Consider the following 5,694-nt stretch of genomic DNA (forward strand, 5'->3'; position numbering starts at 1 on the left):
CGATGCGACTTCCGGTACACCTCCTACACAGGAGGCGACTGTCGGCAAGCCGCACATCATGGCCTCCATAAGGGTGTTGGGCATGCTCTCTCGGCGCGAGGGAAGCACAAAAACATCAAAAGCTCGCAGGTAATCGGCAACGTTTTCGGTGAAACCAACGACTCTGATCGTTTCTGCCAATTCGAGAGTATCAATCTTCTCCTTCCAATCCCGGAACGAAACCCCCACCAAGACCAAAACAAGTCCCGGCCGCCTGAGCCGGGCAAAGGCTTTCATGAGAATGTCCGCTCCCTTGACCGGGTTGTTCCCGGCCACTGTTCCCACGATCAGATCGGCCCGATCAATCTCCAGCTCTTCACGGACCGCCTCGGCCCCTCGGTTTGCTACAGACCGTTTAGAAGGGACGCCGTTGTACACCACGTGAATTTTCCGCCTTGGCACGAGAATGACGCTCAACTGCCTGGCACAGGACTCGGAGTTGACCACAAAGGCATCAATCCCCGGAGACCAGTAGGGCAGAGGGTTGCGGGGAAAGAAAGTCACCCCACGGTTGGCGACCACCGCCGCCGCATGCCCCAGTTCGCCAAGCCCCCAGATGCTGACCAACTTGACCGCCTGGCCGTGAAAGGCGTGGACCACGGTTCGACCGGGCAGCACCTCTCTCATCAACTGTGCCCTCCAGGTGCTCGGAGAACCGATTAACCTGCGCCATTCCAGCCCTGGGTCCTTGTCGATGATGGTCGCCCCCTCGGGGATGAAAAACTGGCAGTCCCATCCATCATCGCTCAGGGCCCGGGCCAGGTACATGGCCTGACGGGTCCCTCCGCTGCTTGAGGTCGACGAACTGAAGAGAATTATTCTGAACCGATCCGTCATTGTTGCCGACTTTGACATGATCTTCCAGACGATATGCTGGCCACTTGAGCAAAGACTTCCGGCCATGCCCTCTTCGCCCGCTCGGCTCCGACCCAGGCCGCGTACTCGTCGTACTGTTTCTGTTTTCGAGCCAACAAATCGGACGCAGGCAAGGCCAAAATCGAGGCGATGGCCGCGCCGAACTCTTGCGCATTGGCGTTTTGAGCCAAAAGCGGAACATTTGACGCGGGCCAGATCTCATCCACACCTCCCACATCCCTGCTGACGCAGACCAGCCCCTCAGCCATTGCCTCCAAAAGACTGTTTGGAAAACCCTCGGATGTCGAGGCCAACACGAACAGATCCGCTCGCTTCAGGATGGACCGCACATCCGTCCTGAACCCGTGCCAGACGACCGAATCACCTAAACCCAATTTTGCGGCCAGAGCCTCGAGGAAATTTTGTTCACGTCCGGTTCCCACAATTTCGTAGCGGATGGAAAACCCCTGACCCTTCAACCCGGCCAAAGCCTCGAGGACCACGGCGTGTCCCTTATCGGAGTTAAGCTGACTGGTCGATACGATGACCGGAGGACTGTTGACCGCGTTTGGCCGGTCCGTCCCAGGGGGCTTGACCGTATGCGCCACAACGATTTCGTCGGGCCCAAGAAATGGAAGCTCCCTGAGAAGGCCGTCCCGAATCTGTCGACAGGGAACTAAAAGCCCCGGCTTGACCAGGGCGTGGTTCAAACGGACGTCAAGCTTGTCTTGCATGTCACCGGCTAGGCCTACCCGGTGAATGACCGGAATCCCGGCCATCCTTGCCGCTAGTCCCGCCGTCCTGACATCCTTCCCGACGTTGACGACCACTAGATCAATTCCTTGCACCCGAAAATACCGAAACATCCGTACAATCAGAATAGGATTGTAATCGATCCCGAAACGTACCGGCAGTCCTCGAAAGCCCATATCCAGGGCCATGTCCAAAAAAGGACCTTTTCGAGCCAGAACGTGACACTCGATACCGGCGGCCATGAGCTCCGACCCGACCTCCAGGGACCAAGTCTTCACTCCACCCCATTTGTGCGTGGAATTGACGAAGCAGACCTTTTTCATTCTTACGCCTTGACCGATTGCTCCACTGACAATGGATTTCGAGCGTTTAAAAAAGTCCCATACAACGCAACGGTCCTGTCCCGCATGGCTTGGATCGAAAACTGATCCACCAATGGTGGGTACATGGACTCAGGCCGCATGGCCAGACACCGAGCAAGACCTTCAGCCAGATCCGATGGTTCCGATTGGGGAGAAAACGTATGTATCCATGGATACAGAGGTCGAATCTCATCGAGAAATCCCGCCTCGTTGGCCAAAACGGGCAACCCGGCACCGCACGCTTCGAGAACAACTCCTGACATACCCTCGCTTCCGGCAGGCGAAGGGAAGAAAAGCACATCGAAAAAACGGTAAAATGGCCCGAGCATCTTCTGTTCACCGGCAAAAAAAACCACTTTCTCAAGCCCGCGAGCCTTGACCTCGGCCTTCAGTTCCTCGGTCAGTGGACCGTCTCCTACAAGGACCACACAGAACTTTCCCGGACGCTCCCTCTTCAGAAAGTCAGCCAGCGAAATGACCCGTTCGATTCCCTTTACTCGGACCATCCGCCCAACGACTCCGATCACGCTTCTCCCCGGCTCTATACCCATCTCTCGCTCCAAGTCCCGCGGGCTATCGGCCTCACTTTTGAGCATTCCGTCAAAATCGATTCCATTGTACAGGGTCCGGACCATGGCCTCGGGCAATCCCGTGCCTTTGAGAAATGTCTGACGGGTCTCTGCTGAAACGCAAAGCACGGCGTGTGAAAAAAATCTATGCACCATTGCCTCTGAGAAGGCCTGCCGCCTTCTACGCCAGACCGTTCTTCCGTACCAGTGCAATCCGGTCACATGGACTTGGCCGATGCGAACTGGAACCCTGGCCAAAGCCGCGGCCAAAATCCCGGATACGTTTCCGCCCAAAGAATGGGTGTGGACAATCTCCGCTCGGTGTCTTTTGAACAGGGCGGCAAGCTTGGTAATGCCTATGGGGCTCCACTTGCTCCGAATGGGCAGATGGTGTGTTATGACGCCGGCACGGGCCAATTCGTCGAAAAGCAGGCCCCGATCCCGATAGGTGACCACATGGACTTCGAAATCAGGGACTAGAAGGGGCAGCAGGGCCAGCAACCTTCGCTGAACCCCGCCCAAATTGAGATTGTTGGTGACTCGGAAGAGAACCGGTCGAGCCATGAATGATTTCACCGGACGGTCACATCACCAGCCTGCTCTTTTCCGGCGAGAGACGTGTTTCAAGCCGATGGGCAACGATGCTCATGGAGTAGCAGCACACGAAATAGAGCGCGGCCACCGTGGTGTAGATTTCAAAGGGGTAAATCATAAGTCTATTGTTCAAGCCCTGGGCCACAAATGTCAACTCAAGGACTCCAATGACATAGGCAAGAGACGTATCCTTGAAGATGGCTATGAACTGACCGACGATGGCCGGGATCATCTGTTTAAGAGCCTGGGGAAGAACAATGTGGATCATCGTCGTGTAATAGCCGAGACCAGTGCCGTAGGCGGCCTCAAACTGTCCTTTGGGGATGTTCTGGATCCCCCCCCGAACGATCTCGGCTAGATAGGCCCCGGTAAAGATCGTCAGGGCGATGGTCGCGCTCCAGAAAACGTCCAGATAGGTCTTCACAAAGATGGGGACGAAAAAATAAACCCAAAAAATGACCAGAATTAATGGATTGCCTCTGATTATCTCGATATAGAGCAGGCAGGGAATCCTGAACAGGGCATTTTTGGACATTCGGCCCAGCCCCACGAACAGGCCGATGAAAAAGCTGACGCTGATGGCCATCACCGCCATCATGATGGATGAGGACAACCCGCCGAGCCCCCACAGAACGGCATCGCTCTCCTCGGCTGGAAAGCGCCAGATGAGAAGGGTTCTGATGTTGTCGGCGATCACCTTCCAATTGAAGGCCATTAGACCTTTGGCTGTTTGAAAGAGAACCATTAGGACCGCAACCACGAAAAACACCTTGGCGACCAGAATCAGCGCTCTCCACAGTCCGTGGCCAATTTTCTTCCAAACGAGCACGCCTCGGCTGTACCTGAGGCCAGCAGCCCGGGAGGTTCTCCCGGCCGTCCGGCACATACCCGCCATGCAGCGCCAAGCGAGGTCAAAGGGAAGGAACAGTATCGTTGCAAGCCAGAGGTTCATGGACCGATTCCTGATGGACTCGTCCATTCTGAGCCTCGCGTTCACCATATTCATGATCCAAGAGATGATCAGGGACAGACCCAGGTAGAGGACACTGGCCGCCGTGGTCGCTTCAAAACCCCTGAAGGTTAGGGACTCGATCTGCTGGGACTGCCAGCAGAGTTCGGCCACGCCCACGACCATGGCCAGGGAGGAGTTCTTCATGTTGTTCAAGAACTCGCTGCCCAAGGGCGGAATGATGGCCCTGAAGGCCAGGGGCAGAATGACGGTCCGAAGGGCCTGAAAATAATTTAGCCCCGAGGAGTAGGCCGCTTCCAAAAGTCCCTTGGGGATGGACTGCACGCCAGCCCGGACAATCTCGGCCATGAAGGCTCCGGTGTAGACTGAAAGCCCCATGGTCGCACTCCAGAACTCGAAGTTCATGGAGAAGATCGTCTGCCTCCAAGACTCGGGAAGCCCCATCGGCAAGGCGAAATACCAGAAAAAGAGCTGCACCAGCAGGGGAGTGTTCCGAAAAAACTCGACGTACACTGTGGCGAACCAGTACAGCGGTCGAAACTCGCTCAGGCGGGCCAGGCCGAAGGCCGTTCCCAGCACCAGGGCGATGCCTGAACTGATCAAGGAAATGTAGACCGTCATCTTCATTCCCTGAAGCAAATTCAGCCCAAAGACCTCGCCATAGGTCGAGTTTTCCTTGTACAGAACATCCCATTGGAAATCGTATCCAAAATCGAAAACAAATCCCCAATAATACGCCATGACAGCCCCGACCAAGGCCAGGGATCCGTACTGAACGCCGCGGTGATCGAAAAAATGTCGAAGAGTCATGATCTCTATCTGATTTGCTGTGATGCCTTGCCGGGAAGACTCGAATCAAAGAGGCTCGAAAAATGTATCCCGCTCTTGGGGCTCGAAACCGGCGGATTGGATGTACGTTTTCAGGTCCGAGACGGTCAATCCCTCGGGAGACATGGCCCCTGCTGCGTGGCCAATCCGTTCCCGGACCAGGGTCCCGTCAAAATCGTCGGCTCCGGCCCACAGGGCCATCTGAGCAGCCTTGATTCCAGAAAAGACCCAATAGGCCTTGATGTGCGGAACATTGTCCAGAATAAGTCGCGAAGCCGCCATGGTCCGTAGATAATCGACTCCGTCGGCCCCCTTGGCTGCGAGAGGATTATTCTTGGGTTGGTATGGCAAGGGGATGAAGCACAGGAACCCCTTGGTCCTGTCCTGGAGGGATCGCAAGGCCAGCATGTGCTCGACCCGTTCAGCCCAGGTCTCGATGTGCCCGAAAAGCATGGTGCAATTGCTCTTGATCCCCATGCCGTGGGCTATTTCGTGGATCTGAAGCCATCGATCGCCCGCAATCTTTTCCGGACAAAGCCGCCTTCTCAAAGATGGAGAAAAAACCTCGGCACCTCCGCCGGGGAGGACCTGAAGACCGGCTTGGCAAAGATCTTGAAGAACCCGCTCCTCGGTCAACCCTTGGGTGTCGGCCAGAAATGCAACCTCCACTGCGGTGAAAGCTTTTATCGTTGCCATGGGCCTCGTTTCACGCACGGCATGGAGC

Annotated in this window: 5 protein-coding genes; all 5 read right to left on the bottom strand. The window is 55.9% G+C overall.

The window, feature by feature from the left end:
• Positions 1–942, bottom strand: a 942-nt coding sequence (locus EOM25_11755; protein NCC25847.1) for a glycosyltransferase, incomplete at its 3' end; no start/stop codon positions are given.
• On the bottom strand, positions 873–1,970 hold the full coding sequence (locus tag EOM25_11760) for a glycosyltransferase (protein ID NCC25848.1): 1,098 nt from the start codon (positions 1,968–1,970) through the stop codon (positions 873–875). The genes EOM25_11755 and EOM25_11760, both read right to left, overlap by 70 nt.
• Before the next feature lie 2 nt (positions 1,971–1,972).
• Positions 1,973–3,142, bottom strand: coding sequence for a glycosyltransferase (locus tag EOM25_11765; protein NCC25849.1), 1,170 nt, complete (start codon positions 3,140–3,142; stop codon positions 1,973–1,975).
• A gap of 19 nt (positions 3,143–3,161) precedes the next feature.
• Entirely contained in the window at positions 3,162–4,952 is a 1,791-nt protein-coding gene (locus tag EOM25_11770) for an amino acid ABC transporter permease (protein ID NCC25850.1), read from the bottom strand.
• Between the two features lie 45 nt (positions 4,953–4,997).
• On the bottom strand, positions 4,998–5,694 hold a 697-nt coding region (locus EOM25_11775; protein ID NCC25851.1), incomplete at its 5' end, for a CofH family radical SAM protein.

It is taken from the genome of Deltaproteobacteria bacterium (assembly GCA_009929795.1).
Taxonomy (GTDB): Bacteria; Desulfobacterota; Desulfovibrionia; order Desulfovibrionales; family Desulfomicrobiaceae; genus RZZR01.